At 54.9% G+C, this 16,108-nt stretch carries 13 protein-coding genes and 1 pseudogene; 7 read left to right on the top strand and 7 right to left on the bottom strand.

Going from position 1 to position 16,108, the window contains the following annotated elements; translation table 11 throughout:
* The coding region (locus CMN55_RS03675) for a DDE-type integrase/transposase/recombinase (RefSeq protein ID WP_293948183.1) at positions 1 to 316 on the bottom strand (316 nt) is incomplete at its 3' end.
* Positions 317 to 527: 211 nt separating this feature from the next.
* Positions 528 to 725 carry a hypothetical protein gene (locus CMN55_RS03670; RefSeq protein WP_035458175.1) on the bottom strand — a complete coding sequence of 66 codons (198 nt, stop codon included), beginning with the start codon at positions 723 to 725 and terminating at the stop codon, positions 528 to 530.
* 216 nt (positions 726 to 941) lie between these two features.
* Between CMN55_RS03670 and CMN55_RS03665 the strand changes: the two genes are divergently transcribed.
* The 6 genes from CMN55_RS03665 (at position 942) to CMN55_RS03640 (ending at position 8,582) form a co-directional block, all read left to right on the top strand.
* Positions 942 to 1,370, top strand: coding sequence for a hypothetical protein (locus tag CMN55_RS03665; RefSeq protein ID WP_273088037.1), 429 nt, complete (start codon positions 942 to 944; stop codon positions 1,368 to 1,370).
* A 17-nt stretch (positions 1,371 to 1,387) separates the two neighbouring features.
* Entirely contained in the window at positions 1,388 to 2,626 is a 1,239-nt protein-coding gene (locus CMN55_RS03660) for a TolC family protein (RefSeq protein ID WP_293948182.1), read from the top strand.
* Positions 2,627 to 2,641: 15 nt separating this feature from the next.
* A complete protein-coding gene (locus CMN55_RS03655) occupies positions 2,642 to 4,048 on the top strand; it encodes an efflux RND transporter periplasmic adaptor subunit (RefSeq protein ID WP_206835121.1) in 1,407 nt (468 codons plus the stop codon).
* 15 nt (positions 4,049 to 4,063) lie between these two features.
* A complete protein-coding gene (locus tag CMN55_RS03650) occupies positions 4,064 to 7,261 on the top strand; it encodes an efflux RND transporter permease subunit (protein WP_293948181.1) in 3,198 nt (1,065 codons plus the stop codon).
* Positions 7,262 to 7,323: 62 nt separating this feature from the next.
* Positions 7,324 to 8,241, top strand: coding sequence for a cation diffusion facilitator family transporter (locus CMN55_RS03645; protein WP_068435067.1), 918 nt, complete (start codon positions 7,324 to 7,326; stop codon positions 8,239 to 8,241).
* A gap of 14 nt (positions 8,242 to 8,255) precedes the next feature.
* On the top strand, positions 8,256 to 8,582 hold the full coding sequence (locus CMN55_RS03640) for a YnfA family protein (protein WP_020743634.1): 327 nt from the start codon (positions 8,256 to 8,258) through the stop codon (positions 8,580 to 8,582).
* A 16-nt stretch (positions 8,583 to 8,598) separates the two neighbouring features.
* On the opposite strand, the gene CMN55_RS03635 is transcribed toward CMN55_RS03640, so the two are convergent.
* Positions 8,599 to 9,624 (bottom strand): tyrosine-type recombinase/integrase, encoded by a 1,026-nt coding sequence (locus CMN55_RS03635; RefSeq protein ID WP_020743633.1) that lies wholly within the window; start codon positions 9,622 to 9,624, stop codon positions 8,599 to 8,601.
* Between the two features lie 205 nt (positions 9,625 to 9,829).
* Between CMN55_RS03635 and CMN55_RS03630 the strand changes: the two genes are divergently transcribed.
* Positions 9,830 to 10,879 carry a DNA-binding protein gene (locus CMN55_RS03630; protein WP_114324239.1) on the top strand — a complete coding sequence of 350 codons (1,050 nt, stop codon included), beginning with the start codon at positions 9,830 to 9,832 and terminating at the stop codon, positions 10,877 to 10,879.
* Positions 10,880 to 11,088: 209 nt separating this feature from the next.
* Here CMN55_RS03630 and CMN55_RS03625 read toward each other — a convergent pair whose 3' ends face one another.
* From CMN55_RS03625 to CMN55_RS03610, 4 genes and pseudogenes are all read right to left on the bottom strand, one after another.
* On the bottom strand, positions 11,089 to 14,361 hold the full coding sequence (locus CMN55_RS03625) for a helicase-related protein (RefSeq protein WP_293948180.1): 3,273 nt from the start codon (positions 14,359 to 14,361) through the stop codon (positions 11,089 to 11,091).
* Complete coding sequence (mads1, locus tag CMN55_RS03620; protein WP_293948179.1) at positions 14,361 to 14,561, bottom strand: methylation-associated defense system helix-turn-helix domain-containing protein MAD1; 201 nt, start codon at positions 14,559 to 14,561, stop codon at positions 14,361 to 14,363. Before mads1 ends, CMN55_RS03625 begins: the two co-directional genes overlap by 1 nt.
* Positions 14,562 to 14,640: 79 nt before the next feature.
* On the bottom strand, positions 14,641 to 15,456 hold the full coding sequence (locus CMN55_RS03615; RefSeq protein WP_293948184.1) for a recombinase family protein: 816 nt from the start codon (positions 15,454 to 15,456) through the stop codon (positions 14,641 to 14,643).
* 381 nt (positions 15,457 to 15,837) lie between these two features.
* Positions 15,838 to 16,108: pseudogene (locus CMN55_RS03610) on the bottom strand (DUF5681 domain-containing protein); the annotation flags it as partial.

The following is a 16,108-nucleotide window of genomic DNA, read 5'->3' as shown; positions in this document are numbered from 1 at the left end:
CCCCCTCGTGATCAACGGCTCGCCACAGATAATGAGTTTCTCCGTTGATCTTCACAAATACTTCGTCCATATGCCATCGCCAGTTGGAATGATTTTGGGAAGGATAAAGTCGTTTCTTCCGGATCTCACCAGCAAACATTGGACCAAATTTATTCCACCAATAGCGGACTGTTTCATGACAAATATCAATGCCCCGTTCATGAAGAAGGTCTTCAACATTGCGAAGAGAAAGGGGAAACCTGACGTACATCATTACCGCAAGGCGGATGATTTCAGGAGAGGTTTTGAAATAGCGAAATGGGTTCTTTTTTGTCATGCTCGGAGGCTAGTCGACGAGCAAATCCCCATCAAGCAGTTTTCCTCTGACAGCACCGCTGAATTCATTGCATTGTTGATGAGCGGTAAAATAGCCCGAAATTCTGTTATATGCTTGATTTTATGAAAGAGTCGGGTACTGTGGAACCTGACAGCATAAGGGCTCCACATTCCACATGAACATCCGCCATTACTTAACTTGTCTACTGGCCTTACTGATTGCCCTGCAATCTGTGGCTGCCATGGCGGACGTTCACCAGCTTCATCAATCCGGGACGGAGCACCTGGAATTCGACCATTCGCATCAATCCACTGCCACTGATACCCACAACGACAATCTGCTCGCCAAGCAGACACCCGATCAGCCCGGACAGTCTGTATATGACTGCCACCATTGCTGCCATTGTCATGGCCACGGCTCTGTCGTTCTGATCGGAGCCACTTCACACTTAGCCGATTTATTCTCAGAAAACGGACAAGCCGACTATCAGGCCAACCTCACCTCTGGTATTCCCCCCTCTCTGTTTCGCCCTCCAATCGCCTGATCGCGCCTCAACAGCACGTCATCAGCCTCTGTAGCCTTGGGTTACAGCGAACAATTGGTATTTATTTTAGGGTGAAACATCATGAAACAGATCGCTATTGGGCTCGCGCTGAGCCTCGCGCTTGTCAATTCCGCTCAGGCCGAAAACAGCTTGCCTGAAATTGAAGTCGTCAATACCGACAACCAACGCTGGCATTTCCGCCAGGTGACCGTGAACCATACCGCCGCGGAGCTGACCGTCTTCGGACGGATGGATGCTCACCTGCGCTACGGCCTTCCCCGAGGCCATGTAGACATCGCAGCCTGGTCTGCTGATAACGAATTGATTGCGGAAACAACCACTGATTACTCACCGCGCCTTCTCACCAGACGCGCATCACGCAAGGGCGGCGTGCGTTTTTCTGCAAAGCTCCCCGCCTTGCCTGGTGATACCGTAATAAAGGTCGCCTTTCACCGGGATGAACCCCAACAACGGCAAAATCCGGTGCACGACCAAACCGTCGCACGCTGAATTTCAGGAGCATCAATATGAGACGATTTGACTGGCCCAGACGGGCCTTGCTGGGCGCGTGCGTGCTTTTTCTGCCCATGTTTGCTTACGCAGAGACATCGAGTTGGAGCGCCTGGCTCGCCTCCCAGATACAACAACACCCCGAGGTGCTTGCCGCCCGCGAGCAATTGCTGGGCTCCAACGCCAGCGCCGATGCGCTGGAGCAGCCGCTTTACAACCCGGAGCTGTCCACCGATTTGGAGCGTAATGGAGAGGAAGACAACTACCGGGTCGGCGTTCAGCAGACCATCGACTGGTGGGACAGACGGGGTGCAAGACGGCAGCAGGCGGGCTTTATGCGAAGCGCCGCCGAAGCGCTGTACCAGCAACAAGTGTTGGACAAAACCGCCGAGGCGCTTGCCGCACTGGTGGAGTGGCATGCCGCCAACCGCGCCGCCGCCATTGCCCAAGCGCAACAGCAGCAACTTAACGCCTTGCTCGAACAGGTGGATAAGCGCCAGCAGGCAGGTGATCTGGGCAGCATCGATGCCGAACTCACCTTTCTGTCCCTGTCACAGCAGCTGGCTCAGGTTGCCGAGGCCGAAGCCGCGATACAGAAAGCCGAAATCCGGGTTCGCGAGCTGCTGCCCGCATGGGCGCCCACGCGAGGCGGCATTCCTGATGATTTCTGGCCCTCCCAGCCAGACTTGACCTCGGATCAGGAGTTACTGCAACACCCGGCCGTAGCCAGCGCCCACGCCCGCTGGCAGTCGCTGAAGGAGGAAGCTGAAGTGACACGGCGTACCGCCAAGGCGGAGCCCACCTTTGGCGTCAATTTCGGTCGTGATGGTGGAGAGAGCGTTGTCGGGCTGACCTTCTCCATCCCGTTGAATGTCCGCAACAACTTCAGTGCAGAAACTCGCGCCACCGAACGCATAGCGCTGGAGGCCGAGGCTCGTTTTCAGGCTATCTACCGCAAGCAGCGCTTTGACTGGCAGGCTGCACAGGCCACCTGGCAGCGCTTTGAACAGCAATATCGCCGCTGGCAAGAGGTTGTTCAGGGTCGGGTCGAGAACAGCGCCGAACTGCTGAAACGGCAATGGCGCACGGGTGATCTGTCCACCACTAATTATCTGCTGGCCTTGAATCAACGCACCGAAAGCCTGCTGGCAGGCATTGAGCTGGAAAAGCAGACACGGCTTGCGCTCACCGAAGCACTTCAGCAATCGGGCCACCTGATCAACGCAATAAAGTCATCGACCGCGTCAACGAATTAAACAGGAATGATAAACATGAATAAAACACTGGTAGCCATCTTGGTGGCGGGTCTTGCGACCGCAACCGCCAGCCACGCCAAAGAATCTGAGTCTGAGCATGCACGTGAGCATGGGCAGGAAAAAGCGATAACGGCGGCACCCCATAGCGAACAGGATAATCATGACGATCATCGTGAGGAAAACCATGAAGAGCATGATGACCATAAGCCTGACACCGAGCACGGCCACGCGGAACACGGCGAGGACGTCAATAGTGATCACAAGGATGCGCACGATGATCATGGCGACGAAAATCATGATGAACACAGCGCCCACGACGAGCACAACTCCGGCTCAGAACACGGACATGAAGAGCATAGCGAGGGCGGTGACCACGGTGATCATGGTGGGCATGGAGGTCACCAAGAAGCTGCTTCTGCGTCACTGAACCCGGCGCAAATGACCCTGGCCGATATTCAGATCAACCCACTGACTCCCAGAAAGGTCGATTATCAGCTTTACGCACCGGGGGAGATCCTTTCCAACGGTTACACCAGTTACCGAGTATCGCCCCGGGTGCCTTCCGTGGTGCTGCGCCGCCATGTCGCCCTCGGCGATCACGTCGAACAGGGTCAGCCGCTGGTTACTCTGTTCAGTGAAGCCGTGGCGCAGGCACAAGCCAATTACCGCACGGCCTGGCCTGAATGGCAAAGAGTAGAGGAACTTGGGCGCAAAACCGTGGGTGAACAGCGTTACATCACGGCCAAAACCAGCCTGGAGGCAGCCCGGGCGACGCTGCTGGCCTACGGCCTTTCGGCCTCGGACTTGCAAGCGTTGGTCGCTCCTCAGCAATCTGTTGCATTAGGGGAGTATATCCTGCATGCCGAGATTGACGGCGCGGTGCTCAGCGATGATTTCGAGCAGGGGCAGCGCATCGAGGCGGGCGCGCCCTTGATTGCGTTGGCCGATGAAAAGCAACTCTGGGTGGAGGCCCACCTGCCCGCCGATCTCTCCCTGACGCTGGGCGCGGGAACAAGAGCGGAAGTGGTGGCTGGGGATGTCCGTGTAAACGCCAAGGTCACTCAGGAGGCGCACACCATTGACCCCATCACCCGTACCCGTACCGTGCGCCTGTTGGTCAATAACCCGGAACACCGCCTGCACCCCGGCCAGTTCGCCGAGGTGTATTTCCGATTCCAGACTAAAAGACCCGTGCTGGCGGTACCCGAAACCGCACTGATGCGCGGCGCAGACGGAGATTGGACGGTATTCGTGGAAGACCATCCTGGCGAATTCCAGCCAGTGGAGGTGAAGCTGGGTCGAGCGCTCGGGCCGCTACGTGAAATTAGCGGTGTCGGTCCGGGGGCTCGCATCGTCACTCAGGGCGCTTTCTTTGTTGCCTCTCAGATCGCCAAGGGCGGCTTTGACCCCCATAACCACTAAGCAGTAGGAGACCCCATGTTTAACCGAATTATCGATTGGGCGGTCATCAACCGATTGCTGGTGGTGATAGCCCTGATCACACTAACGGTCAGTGCCGTTTTTATTATTCCAAAACTGAATCTGGATGCTTTTCCGGATGTGACCAACGTGCAGGTATCTGTCAATACCGAAGCACCGGGGCTGGCTGCCGAAGAGGTGGAACAGCTTATTACCTATCCCATCGAAGCCGTGATGTACGCCTTACCGGATGTGGAAGAGGTGCGCTCCATTTCCAAAACCGGCCTGTCCGGCGTCACCGTAGTCTTTAAAGAAGGCACCGATATCTATTTTGCCCGGCAACTGGTATTTGAGCGGCTTCAGGCTGCCAAGGAGCTGATCCCCGATGGCGTCGGCACGCCGGAAATGGGCCCGAATACTTCCGGTCTGGGTCAGGTCTATCAGTATCTTCTCGTGGCCGAACCCGATGCCGGTTTCGATGCCATGGCATTGCGCAGTTTGAACGACTGGGTGGTGAAGCTGCTATTGATTCCGGCCGAGGGTGTGACCGATGTGCTATCGTTCGGCGGTGAGGTGCGTCAGTACCAGGTAAACCTGAACCCGTCCCGACTGTTGGCCTACGAGCTGACCCAGGACGAAGTCATGATGGCACTGGAGCGCAACAACACCAACGTCGGCGGCTGGTATATGAACCGGGGCCAGGAGCAACTGGTNATNCGGGGNACNGGTTGGCTGGATCATGGTGANNAGGGNTTGGANCAGNTCCGNCAGGTGCCACTNAAAACCGTGGANGGTACNACNATCACCGTGTCCGACGTGGCNCAAGTGGCNNTNGGCAGTGANATCCGNCAGGGNGCGGTGACCATGNCGCGCAAGAACGCCGACGACAAGGTGGAGAATCTCGGCGAGGTGGTGTCCGGCATCGTGCTCAAGCGAATGGGGGCCAACACCAAGGCCACCATTGATGGAGTCAGTGCGCGCATTGAGCGTATTAACCAGGCATTACCGGAAGGTGTNNGNTTCGANGCNTNNTANGATCAGGCNGATTTGNTCANCNAGGCNGTNCANACNGTGGTCAATGCCNTNNTGCTGGCGTTTNNNTTCATNGTCGTGATCCTTGCGCTNTTCCTGATGAACCTGCGCGCCACCTTTCTGGTGTTGATNTCCATNCCGATNTCNATTGGNATNGCNTTAATGGTGATGGCNTGGTTNGGNNTGTCGGCNAATCTGATGTCNCTGGGNGGGATNGCNGTNGCCATTGGCATGTTGGTNGATGGCTCCGTNGTNATGGTGGANAACATGTTTAAACATCTGACGCACCCGGATGCTGAACATGATNCCCNNAGACAATCGCGGGTGGATTCNGANGACGNNGANCCNGTTGANGCNNNCCANGACCGNCATGGTATNGCCTTGCGCCTGCANGANGCNGGNAANGANGTNGCNCGCCCCATCTTTTTNGCCACGGCCATTATTCTGGTTGTNTTCATGCCGCTGTTCAGCTTTGAGGGTGTTGAAGCCAAACTGTTTCAGCCCATGGCCATCAGTATTATGCTGGCCATGCTCTCTGCAGTGTTGGTGGCCTTGATCATTGTGCCTGCATTAGCGACATACCTTTTTCGAAGGGGAGTTCGCCAGCGCGAGAGCTTTATATTGAAGCCACTCGATTTGCTTTACCGCAAAGGTTTAGCCTGGGCGATGGGCCACAGCAAAGTAGTGGTGGGTGTTGCCGCTGTCATGGTGGTAGCTGCCGCGCTGGTTCTGCCCCGCCTGGGCACCGAGTTCGTGCCGGAGCTGGAAGAAGGCACCGTTAACCTGCGCGTCACTCTCGCTCCGTCTTCCAGTCTGGATACCGCGCTGGAAGTAGCCCCCAAGCTTGAGGCAATGCTGATGGAATTCCCGGAGGTGACCTATGCGCTGTCGCGCATTGGCCGGGCTGAAATCGGCGGTGATCCGGAACCAGTTAATAATATTGAGATTTATATCGGTCTCAAACCGGTGCCGGAATGGACCAGTGCAGACAATCGTTATGAGCTCCAGGCATTGATGGAACAGAAGCTAGAGCAACACCCGGGCTTACTGTTCAATTTCTCGCAACCCATCGCAACCCGTGTGGATGAGTTGCTGTCAGGTGTCAAAGCGCAGCTTGCTATCAAACTGTTTGGTCCTGATCTCGCCGTGCTGGCCGAGAAGGGCCAGGCCATTGAGGCCGTGGTTAAAGAGATCGAAGGTGCCCGCGATGTGGCCATGGAGCAAATCGCCGGTGAATCGCAGCTGGTGGTGAAACCGGATCGCCGCGCCTTGTCCCGTTACGGCCTGGCCGTGGGCGATGTGATGGCACTGGTGCGCGAAGGGCTGGGTGGTGTGAGCGCCGGTCAGATCATCAATGGCAACGAGCGCTACGACATCTATGTGCGACTCGCTGAACAGTTTCGCAAAGACCGTGAAGCCATAGCCGATCTGCGTTTACAGGCCCCATCGGGTGCCTGGGTGCGTCTCGGGGACGTTGCCGAAGTCAGTATCGCATCCGGCCCGCCGCAGGTACGTCGAGATGACGTGCAGCGCCGGGTGGTGATCCAGGCCAATGTGCAGGGGCGGGACATGGGCAGCGTGGTCGCGGATATTCGGCAGGCGATTGACGAGAAAGTGGATCTGCCCACTGGCTATTCCGTCGATATCGGTGGTCAGTTCGAGAATCAGCAACGAGCACAAAAGCGTTTGTCACTGGTGGTACCCGTTTCGCTGGGACTGATCGCTTTGTTGCTTTACTTTGCCTTTGCCTCGGTTGGCCAGGCCATGCTGATCCTCGTGAATGTCCCGCTGGCGGTGATTGGCGGCGTCTTTTCACTCTGGATTTCCGGCCAGTATCTGTCGGTGCCCAGCTCAGTGGGCTTCATCACTCTGTTCGGGGTAGCGGTGCTGAATGGCGTCGTTATGGTGGAAAGTATCAATCAGCGGATTGTAGACGGTCTGACGGTTGCCGATGCCGTGTTTGATGGGGCTGTATCAAGGCTGAGACCCGTGTTGATGACCGCCATCACCTCGGCGCTAGGCCTGATCCCCATGCTGCTATCTAATGGCGTCGGTGCGGAAATCCAAAAGCCATTGGCCAGTGTGATCGTGGGTGGGCTTATCACCGCTACGTTCTTGACGCTGTTTGTATTGCCGGTGCTGTTTGCCTGGTTTTCAAAAGGCAAGTTAAGCGACATGGCATAAACGTTTTGCCTGCCCTTATCGTTACGGTCAGGGCAGGTACATTTATTGTGTAAGGGTTGCTTATGCATCAACACGATCATTCACACCACAAAGATGAAAGCGCAAGCCGCATAGCAATGGCGTTCTTTCTTAATGTGGGCTTTACCATCATCGAATTCATCGGCGGCTGGCTCACCAACAGCACGGCTATCATGGCCGATGCGGTGCACGATCTGGGTGACAGTCTGTCCATTGGCAGCGCCTGGCTCCTGAACCGGCTGGGACGTAAATCCGCCGACACCGAATTCACCTATGGCTACCGGCGGTTGTCCCTGTTCGGCGCCCTGATCAACGGCCTGGTATTGATTGCCGGATCGCTGTGGGTATTAAGCGAAGCAATTCCCCGACTGGCCAATCCAGTGATGCCCGTCACCGAGGGCATGTTAGCGCTGGCGATTCTGGGCGTCACCGTCAACGGTATTGCTGCTTATCGTCTTAGCAAGGGAAATACGCTGAACGAAAAGGTATTGAACTGGCATTTATTGGAAGATGTGCTGGGGTGGGTGGCAGTGCTGATTATCTCAATCGTTTTGCAGTTTGCCGACTGGCCTATTCTCGACCCATTGCTATCGGTGGGCTTTACTCTCTTTATTCTGTTTAATGTGTGTCGGAATCTTTGGGGAACCGGCAAGCTTTTCTTTCAGGCTGTTCCAGATAAGGCGCTTCACGAGGAGATCCGGCGAACACTAATTGGCATTGATGGCATCAGCGGAATTCATCACCAGCACCTCTGGTCCCTGGATGGTGAACAGCATGTACTGACGGCCCATATCGTAGTGGATCACGAGGGAGTTTTTGGTCCTGACGAATACTGCGCCATCAAACAATCCATTGCTATGGCGCTCGAACAATACCCGCTGGCTCACACCACAATTGAAATCGAGCTGACCGAAGAAGCTTGCCGGGATCAACCCGTGCCCAGCCAAACGGATCAGCACTAACAAGAGAACTTCGTATGTCCATACTTTCCACGCTCGGTTTGTTCATCATCACCGCTATTGCGGAAATAGTTGGCTGTTATCTTCCATACCTCTGGCTGAAGAAGTCGGCATCCGCATGGGTTTTGCTGCCGGCAGCGTTCAGCCTAGCGCTGTTTGCCTGGCTACTGTCTCTTCATCCAACCGCAGCGGGCCGGGTTTATGCGGCCTATGGCGGCGTCTATGTTTCGGTGGCCATACTGTGGTTGTGGGGTGTGGATGGGATTCGCCCGCATCTGTGGGATTTTGTAGGCGTGGCCATCACCTTGTTAGGGATGGGCATTATCATGTTTGCGCCGAGATGATTTCGATCCTGCGGATTTACTTTCCCTTTTTTAGGGATTCAGCGTTCAGCAACAAGCTCATTTTTTCCATCAGAATGATTGATGCGTTATTATTGAACTGCTGTCCTTCCTCAATGTACTCCCAAACGGTAGCATCACTTTTCCAGCCTCCTTGCTTTTTAATCAGTTCAAAGTCCACGCGCTCCCGTGCCGCCGAGGTAGAGAGGCCGCGACGAAAACTATGACTGCTTAAGTCGGGTGCAAAATCGAACTGGCAGGCCTTGCCCAAGGTTTTGAGAAGATCGTTTACCGCCCCTGGATTCAGCGCTCTTTCCTGAACATGGTCCCAGCGGTTGATGGGCCTGAAGAGGGGGCCCTCATTGATACCAGCTACTCTAATCCATGCTTCGATCGCTGTAGCCGGACAACAACTTTCAGCCCCAAAAGGTAAAGCACGAACCAACCCCGTTGATTGCTGATCGGTTTTGGAGCGAGGCAACCGAATGATCAGACCTTCCGGCTCCCAATTCACATCACTGGTTTGAATCGCAACCAGTTCGCTGCGGCGGAAAGCCCCAAAAAAGCCGGTTAATACCAGCGCAATGTCCCGGTGCTTTTTTTTGCTGTCTGGGAGTTGCCGCATGTGATTCACCATTTCGGCGATGTGCTCCAGACGCAGTGTCTTGGCTTTGCGCTTGGGCTGACCATGAGTGCGACGGATGCCTTCCATGGTTTTGCGGACCAACGGATCACTTATCGGATCAATGAGTCCTTGGTAATGGTGCCATTGGCTAATGGCGGTCAGGTGCAGATCCAGGGTCCGGGTGTTGAGCGATTCGGCTCTGCCCAGCAGGTACCGGACGACAGTATCCCGGTCTGTGGGCAGGCGACCACCCCATTTTTCAAATTGCCGAATGGCCGAACGGTAGGCTTTACGCGTGTTGTCGGACGTCGCTGCCTGGAGGTATTGCCGCAATGACTCGGATTCCTGGCGTTCAACCAGGGTCGAATCCTCATTACGTAATGACAAGTCGTTAGCCTGTTTTGGTGGTTTGTTGTTCATGAATAGGATTTCCTTCGATGTCACCCAAAAGGCGGCTATGTACCGGTGTTACAAGTCGAAAATTTATGGCTCAATCCATTAACCTACGATAATGAGCATTATCGTAGGTTAATATTATAAATTCAAACCGTCTTTAAAAGCTATATAATTATGTTATATTACGTGTTACGTAATACGGTATTAAATAATCTGAAAGGAAATTCCTATGGCCCGCGCCGGAGTCACATATCACGATGTCGCCAAAGCCGCCGAAGCCATCAAAGCTCAAGGCCAGGAGCCAACGGTGGATCGGGTTCGAGAACATTTGGGCACCGGCAGCAAAAGCACGATCGCGCCACTACTCAAGCGCTGGCGTTCCGATAACGGGGACGCGGCCGATACCAATGGACTCCCGAGCGACTTGGTGGAGGTCGTGAAATCTCTCCACGAACGAGTGCAGCAGATGGCCGACCACCGCATCGAGCAGGCCCGACAGGAGTTCAAAGGGCTGAATGAAGATCTCCGGAAAAAGCTCGACGACGCCAGCAACGCGATTACGCAGCTCACTGCCCGCCAGAAAGATTTAGAAATCCAGATCGGGCAACTTACCAACGAAGTAGACCAGAAAACTCAGGCTCTGGAAGATACACGCATCAACCTGACCAAGGCAGAGATGCAACGGGACGAGGCTATTGCCCGGACCGCCGATTTGAAAGAAACCGTCACGGAACTCAAGCAGGAAAACCGGGATATCCGTGACCATTTCGAGCATTACCAGCAGCGAACAGCCGAAGATCGTCAACAGGAGCGCGAACAATTTCGTTCGGTTAACCAGGGATTGAAAGACCAGATCCTGGATCTGCAACACCGGCTCACCCAGGCCGAGTCAAGATCGTCCGAGCTGTTGGATGCCAATGCGCAGTTAGAAAACAATGCCGATAAACTTGAACAGGCCAATGCAACGCTAAACAGGGACCTAAACGGAAAGGTAGATGATATCCAGAAGCTGAAACGCGACCTTGAAGACGCCATGACGAAGAACCGGAAAAACCAGCATAAAAATGAGCAATTGGCAGAAAAAATATCTGCTCTCACTGTTCAGAAAGCAGAAGTCGATAAGGAAGTGGCCGTGTTATCACAGGCTTTGGAGGCCACCAAAACCGAATTGAAAACCACACAGGATAAAGTGACGTATCTGACCGACGAGAACAAAGCAATTCTTCAGGAAAAGGCGGTGATCCAGGGGCAATTTAAACAGCTCCAGGGTTCGCTATAATTATGGTCAAACTTGTCAAATTTGGAGGTTCTTCCACAAGGAAAATGGCAGGTTAGCGCTTTTGTACGAAAACCTACACTTGCAAGGACTCAAGAGGACTGAAACCGCAGGATCTGATTCTGACCAATAAACGACCATCTGGCTGTTTAATGAAGTAATCGTTGCCGACCCTCCAAAGGCGGCACTTTTTGGATAGTCAAAGAAAGCCGTCATACCACGCTGCCCTCAACCACAACAAATGCAATCAGTTCAAAATCATCCAGGCCCGCGATTGTATGCACCAGTGCCGTTGTGCGGCCGCCGCTGAACAGGCTGTCGACATCCTTCTCTTCCTTCACCTCGATCATGGAGCGAATGGCGCTACTCAGCAAATCGGAATAACGGTCCATTTGCTGGCCATCTCGTGTGCGTTCATTGAAGATGCGGCAGACCTCTGGCATGGGCTCCGCCCGACCCTTGCAGCTCGTGCGGATAAGGTCGAGCAGACGCTTAACTTCTGTATGGTCGGCGATAATTTCGCCATCATCGCTGATGTATACAAGATAAAACGGGTGCAGCCGGTTCTGCTGGTTGATGTTGACGCTGTCATGGATGTTCTTCAGGGCGAAGATTGCACCCGGTCGCAGACCAAGTTCCTGCTGTGCCGGTACAACGGCGTGCATGCCGTTTGGCAGGTTATCCAGTTCTCCATGTTCCTTGACGTAGTTAAGCAGGTCCATACGGAAATCATTGAGGCCAAGGTCAGTGATGGAAATGCCGGTCTTCACATCCTCCAGATCAATGACTTCATCTTGAAGGCGCATGAGCTGATCTTTGCGATAGGCTATGTCGTTGCTCTTGGCCGTCAGGACGTTGTCATCTCCAGTGGCCGTTACATCGGCGATCACCATACGGTTTTCGACCCGCTCTTTCAGGTTGATGTATTCATCGAGCGAGATGTCAGGCCAGTAGTTGACCAACTGGATTTGGCTGTTCGAAGAGCCAATGCGGTCGATCCGGCCGAAGCGCTGGATGATGCGCACCGGATTCCAGTGAATGTCATAATTGACCAGAAAATCGCAGTCCTGAAGGTTCTGCCCCTCGGAGATACAGTCGGTTCCGATTAGGATATCCAACTCGCCCGGTTCATTGGGCAAGACAATTGCTTTTTCCTTAGAACGCGGAGAAAACAGGGTCAGCACTCCCTGAAAGTCGTAGCTCCTTTTTAATGTAGTTTTCGGCGTATCAGACCCTGTCACCTTACCGGCATGCAGCCCTAGCTGCTGCGCGAAGGGTGCAAGATTTGTATAGAGATAGTTTGCCGTGTCAGCGAAGGCCGTGAAGATCAGGACCTTGCGGTTTCCAGGGTTGAGCGGGTCGCTGATTTTCTTCTGGAGCAGCGCCATGAGGTTCTGAAGCTTGGCGTCGTCCGCAGGCGCAACCTTGTCCATCGATGCGATCAAAGCCTCGATCGGGACAAGATCGGCCTCAAGATCGTGCTTCCACGACGGCAGGTCCATGTCAGCAAGGCTGATCTGAACCTTCTTGCCGACGGTGAAATCACCGAGGCCCGCCAGATCGTCGTCTTCGGCGTCGATAAGTTCTGCATCCGCAAGATAGTCGCTGATGCTCTGCGTCCCGCCTGAGCGCTCGTATTCAGCAATAGCTTCCAGCGCGCGGGTGATGTTACCCCCAAGCGAACGCAGCGTGATCCGGAACGCCTCAACCGAGCTTTCCAGTCGCTTGAGCAGGTTGGTGGTCATCAACGCCTGAAGGCTGCGCTCCCGGTCGGCCTGACGCAGCTTTCCGCGCCCGCCTTCAACCTGGGTATCGTAAATCTCCTCATACTTCCGAAGGCGGCTGGGCAGGATGTAGCTGATCGGGGCATAGACCGCGAGTTTCAGGACCGAAAGCTGCGAGAAGATGTCGTTGAATCCCATCACATCGGGCCGCGTCGTAATCTGGCAATGGAACGACAATGGCTTGCGACGTTCCGGAAACTTCCCGATATCCGTGGTGTCGTAGAAGGTTTCGATATGCTTGCGTGAGCGTGCGATGGTCACGGCATCGAGCAACTCGAAGAAATCGAAATCGAGTGACTTCAGGATCGACGCTGCCGTCCGCTCTTCCGGCGGCAGGTCGGACCAGGCATTGAAGGTCTTCTGGGCGCGGCGGAATATCTCTTCGACGCTGACATGGGTTTTCAGGCTCTTGCTCAGAGCCTCCGACTGGCCCTCATAGGCCAGCGCCAATTGGTTGCGCAGGTCGGTAAAGCGATTGTTCACCGGGGTTGCGGAGAGCATGAGAACCTTGGTCTTCACTCCGGCGCGAATGACCTTGTTCATCAGTTTCTGGTATCGCGTCTCCCGGTCCTTGTAGACGTCGTTGTTCCGAAAATTGTGGGACTCGTCGATGACGACGAGATCGTAATTGCCCCAGTTCACTCGGTTCAAGGGAATGCCGAAAGATTCGCCTGACGTTCGTGACAGGTCAGTATGGCAAAGCACGTCGTAATTCAGGCGATCCTTGGCAAAAATGTTGGTGGTCAGGTTGGTATTGTAGTTCTGCCAATTGTCCGCGAGCTTCTTCGGGCAGAGCACCAAGACTGCCCTGTTGCGCAGCTCATAGTATTTGATGACGGCAAGCGCAGTGAACGTCTTACCCAAACCGACACTGTCGGCGAGGATGCAGCCGTTATAGGTTTCCAGCTTGTTGATGATACCAGTCGCCGCATCGCGCTGGTAGTTAAAGAGCTTGTTCCAGACCACGCTGTCTAGATACCCGGTCAGATCGTTCGGCAGCACATCTTCGTCAATATCCTCAAGGAAATCCTGAAAAATATTGTAGAGCATCAGGAAGTAGATGCGTTCCGGCGAATTCTCCTGATAGACGGACTCAATGTGGCTGCAGATTGCCTCAGTGACATCCTGAACCTTGTGCGGATCGGACCAAATCTGGTCGAACAGCTGAAGATACATCTGCGTGTGGTTTGGATCGTCGAACCGCGTGACGAAGTTCGAGACTGCATCTCCTTTCTGGTATCCCAGATCAACAGCCGTGAAGCCGCTGATCGGCATGTAGGCGACGCCATCGCCCGCACCTGCAACATGCAGGAATTGCTGCATCGGGGCCTTTGTTGTGTTTGACCGGAACCTAGCCTTCTTGCGAATCCACTCGGCACATTCGCGCGCCACGGCACGCTGGGTCAGTTTGTTGCGGAGGTGGATTTCAAACTCAGTCCCATACAAGCCCGTCTCACGCCGGTTCTTCGGGATAAAGAACTCCCGCCGCTCCTTGCGCATCCGGTCTGTTACTTCGGTCGGCACAAAAGTTGGGGCGGTGAAGATGAACTGGAAGCTATCTATCTTTGACAACTCAGACTTCAGCGCCTCGAAGGCATAGATAGAGAAGCAGGACGCGGCAATTTTCAGCCGGGACCCGCGTTCGGCCGCGTCCCTCAGGTCATCGCCTAGAAGCTGTGTGGTATTGTCAATTATCTTCATTAGGGTTGATCCGCTTCGTTCTTACCGCCTTGCCGCTTCCTCACCTCTATCCATTCATCAATGTCCCCTTTGCGAAACCGCCATGCGCCGCCAACCTTGAAGCCCGGCAATTTACCCTCTGCCGCCAAGCGGTATGCCGTTTTGTCGGTGAGCTTGAGATACTCAGCGACCTCCCGGATCGTCATGATGTCGGTGTCCATACGGCTTGCCCGATCAGATTCTTGTTCTGGTTAAGAAAATACGGGAAAAATCGGGAATCTCCAAGAAGCGATTGACGCATCAGCACTTTTTGCGCGTGTTCGCCCGGATGTCGGCTGCGAGACGGGATACCGTCGAACGGTGGACGTCGAAGGTGCGGGCGATTTCAGCCTGGCTCTGGCCTTCTTGCATCCAGCGAACTGCCTTTCGGCGCTGCTCGCTGGTGAGGGCGCGGCGGCGGCCAAGCTGGCGGCCCAGCTCGCGGGCTTGGGCAAGCCCGGCGAGGTTGCGTTCCCTGACCATCTCCCGCTCGAACTCCGCCACACTGCCCAGCATCTGCATCATCATCCGGCCGGCCGGCGTTGTAGTATCGATGGCCTCGGTCAGCGACCGGAAGCCTGCACCCGCCTTGTCGAGGCGGTCCATGATGCGCAGAAGGTCCATGAGGGAACGGATCGCCGGCGATGTGGCCGTAAACAGGACAGCATGGGGAATGACACGCCGATAGGCTTGCTTTTCGTGCCGGATCAAACTGATGACACAGGCGGTCTGGTCGGCATCGAGCTGGCTGCCACGCATCGGCACGATGACCAGATCCGCCCGACCGATGGCATAGGACATGGCAAGGTTGGCGGAGCCTTCCAGATCGACCAGAACGAAGGCGCTGCGGACAGCCGCCTCGTCGATGGCGTCAAGGATGGAGGTCTCACCGATATCGGGAACGATATCGAAGGAGGCTGGCAAGCGCTCAGGATCACGGGCCGCCCATGCCTTGATCGGCTGATTAGGATCGGCATCCAGCAGGGAGACGGTCGAACCCGCTTGGGTCAGAACCTGGGCGATGGTGAGAGCGGATGTCGTTTTGCCGACGCCGCCCTTTGAATTGGCAAATACGATTGTTGGTATTTTTTCTTTTCAGAATACCAAACCCGGCAAGCGGCAAGCAAGAACATATTCACTATTTGTTCTCCACCCAGAAAAGCACTGTTCATTGCCTTGCCGGACGATAGATTTCGTCAAGGCAAGCACGCCATAGGGCATTGGCATGCTATAGGCAGCTATGCGCCGCCTAGGCGCTATTCATTAAATATCGAGTGGGAACCTGTTGACTGTGATAGGCATAGGTTGGGAGGAAGTGCCCCTAAAATGCCCCTGAACAGCAAAATGCCCTGTCCGTTAGGATCAGGGCTTTCCAGAATTCGCTTTGTTATCAGCTAGATATTTGGTTGCGGGGAGAGGATTTGAACCTCTGACCTTCAGGTTATGAGCCAGACCATCCTACGGTAACACTTCCCACCAGTCCGGCCAGTTGACCTTCCAGGGGGTACGCGTAGCCTTTACGACGGTGCGCTGTTCCTCGCGCGTCAGATGATCGCCTCCGAGGCGTTCAAGAGCAGCCTCGACAAGCCAGGGCTCCAGTGCCATACGGGCCGTCTCCCGATATTGGTCGAGCTTTTTCGCCATACGCAACGGTTCGAGAGCCGTATTGACGCTCCCGGGAGAGACAAAGCCTATGACAATCTTGGAGAACCCCGGATTGCTGGCGGCC

It is taken from the genome of Sneathiella sp. (assembly GCF_002694385.1).
Classification (GTDB): domain Bacteria; phylum Pseudomonadota; class Alphaproteobacteria; order Sneathiellales; family Sneathiellaceae; genus Sneathiella.
This window is presented reverse-complemented; position numbering and strand designations above follow the sequence as displayed.